The sequence below is a fragment of the Burkholderia sp. Ac-20392 genome (assembly GCF_017104585.1).
GTDB lineage: Bacteria > Pseudomonadota > Gammaproteobacteria > Burkholderiales > Burkholderiaceae > Burkholderia > Burkholderia lata.
Genome location: NZ_JAAGPB010000877.1, coordinates 1 through 1,957 on the forward strand (window position 1 = coordinate 1; position 1,957 = coordinate 1,957).

At 70.5% G+C, this 1,957-nt stretch carries 3 protein-coding genes; 2 read left to right on the forward strand and 1 reads right to left on the reverse strand.

Going from position 1 to position 1,957, the window contains the following annotated elements; genetic code table 11:
* The coding region (locus tag G3N99_RS39255) for an MFS transporter (RefSeq protein WP_206125084.1) at nt 1–671 on the forward strand (671 nt) is incomplete at its 5' end.
* The gene (locus G3N99_RS42460; protein ID WP_277396498.1) at nt 662–784 is read left to right on the forward strand and encodes a hypothetical protein; all 123 of its coding nucleotides are present in this window, start codon (nt 662–664) and stop codon (nt 782–784) included. The genes G3N99_RS39255 and G3N99_RS42460, both read left to right, overlap by 10 nt.
* 21 nt (nt 785–805) lie before the next feature.
* On the opposite strand, the gene G3N99_RS39260 is transcribed toward G3N99_RS42460, so the two are convergent.
* A partial coding sequence (locus tag G3N99_RS39260; protein ID WP_206125085.1) for a deoxyribodipyrimidine photo-lyase occupies nt 806–1,957 on the reverse strand: 1,152 nt, incomplete at its 5' end.

The following is a 1,957-nucleotide window of genomic DNA, read 5'->3' on the forward strand; positions in this document are numbered from 1 at the left end:
TGCCGATCGACCGGCCCGCGCAGGCGGCCGGCGCCGCCGCCGGCCCCGACCAGTCGATCGGCGACGCCGTGCGCGAAGCGTTCGCGCATCGCGGCTTCTGGCTGCTGAACGCGGGCTTCTTCGCGTGCGGGTTCCAGCTCGCATTCATCGCGACGCATCTTCCCGCGTACCTGCTCGACCACGGGCTGCCGGCACGCCACGCGAGCGTCGCGCTCGCGCTGATCGCGCTGACCAACGTGGCCGGCACCTATGCGTGCGGCCATCTCGGCGGACTGCTGCGGCGCAAGTACGTGCTGTCGGTGCTGTACCTCGTGCGTGCGCTCACGATGGCCGTGTTCGTCGCCGCGCCGCTGTCGCCCACGAGCGTCTATGTGTTCGCGGCCGTGATGGGGTTCACGTGGCTCGGCACCGTGCCGCTGACGAATGGCGTGATCTCGCAGGTGTTCGGCGTGCGCTACATCGCGACGCTGTTCGGCTTCGTATTCTTCGGGCACCAGCTCGGCAGCTTCTTCGGCGTCTGGCTCGGCGCGGTGGTGTACGACGCGACGCATTCGTACATGCCGCTGTGGATCGGCTCGATCGCACTCGGCGTACTCGCGGCGCTGCTACACCTGCCGATCGACGACGCGCGTGTCGCGCGTCCGGCATCGGGCAACGCGGCATGGGCGTGATCCGCGCGGCGCTGGCGGCCGCCACGCTCGCGTTCGTCGCGTGGTGCGGCGCGGCCTATTTCAGTTCGGGCGTCGCGTACGCGTTGCTCGAACACGTCGCGTTCTGCAACTGACGCGACACCCTGAGCGCGCGGTCAACGGCGCTTCGGCAATGCCGCCAGCGCATCGAGCGCACGGGCACGCGCGGCCGCATGCTCGACGAGCGGCTCCGGATAGTCGACGCCGAGCCGCACGCCGGCTGCGTCGAGTTCCAGCGGCGATGCTTCCCACGGCGCGTGGATCGATGCGTTGTCGAGACCGGCAAGCTCGGGCACCCAGCGCCGCACGTACGCACCGTCCGGATCGAACTTTTGCCCCTGCGCGACCGGATTGAAGATGCGGAAATACGGCGCGGCGTCGGCGCCGCACCCGGCCACCCACTGCCAGCTCGCCGCGTTGTTCGCGGGATCGGCGTCGACCAGCGTGTCCCAGAACCACGCTTCGCCCGCGCGCCAGTCGATCAGCAAGTGCTTGATCAGGAACGACGCGACGACCATCCGCACGCGGTTGTGCATCCAGCCGGTCGTCCACAGTTCGCGCAGGCCCGCATCGACGAGCGGATAGCCGGTCAGCCCGCGCTGCCATGCGTGCAGCGCGGCGGGATCGTCGCGCCACGCCATCGCATCGAACTGCGCGCGGAAATTTTCGGTTGCGAGCGCCGGGAAGTGATACAGCAGCGTGTAGCTGAACTCGCGCCAGCCGAGCTCGCTCAGGAATTTGTCGGCGTCCGCGGCCACCGCCGCGCCACCTTCGCTAGCGGCGCCCTGCACCGCATGCCACACCTGTCGCGGCGACAGGTTGCCAAAGCGCAGGAACGGCGACAGCCGGCTCGTCGCGGGACGGTCGGGAAGGTCGCGCGCATCCGCGTAGCCGGCGAGCGATGTCGTCAGGAATGCGTCGAGCCGGGCGTGCGCCCCGGTTTCGTCGGGCGCGGGCCACGCGTCGCGCAGGCCGCCGGCCCAATCCGGCACCGGCGGACGCAAGGCAAGCGCGTCGAGTGCCAGCGCGCGGTCACGCACGGCCTTCGGCCACGGATGAAACGTGATCCGCTCGGGCTCCGGCAACGGCACGGCAACCGTGCGGTCGCGGCGCGCCGCACGCCAGTAGGCTGTGAACACCTGGTACGGCCCGCCGCTGCCCGTCAGCACCTCCCACGGCTCGTTCAGCACGCTGCCGTTGCTGCTCTCGACCGTGACGCCGCGCGCCTTGAGCGACGCCTTCAGCGCCGCATCGGCGTCGCGCTGCGG

Bases quoted from the DNA above. Each gene is read 5' to 3' on its own strand.
- G3N99_RS42460 (WP_277396498.1), top strand. From the start codon at position 662: ATGGGCGTGATCCGCGCGGCGCTGGCGGCCGCCACGCTCGCGTTCGTC.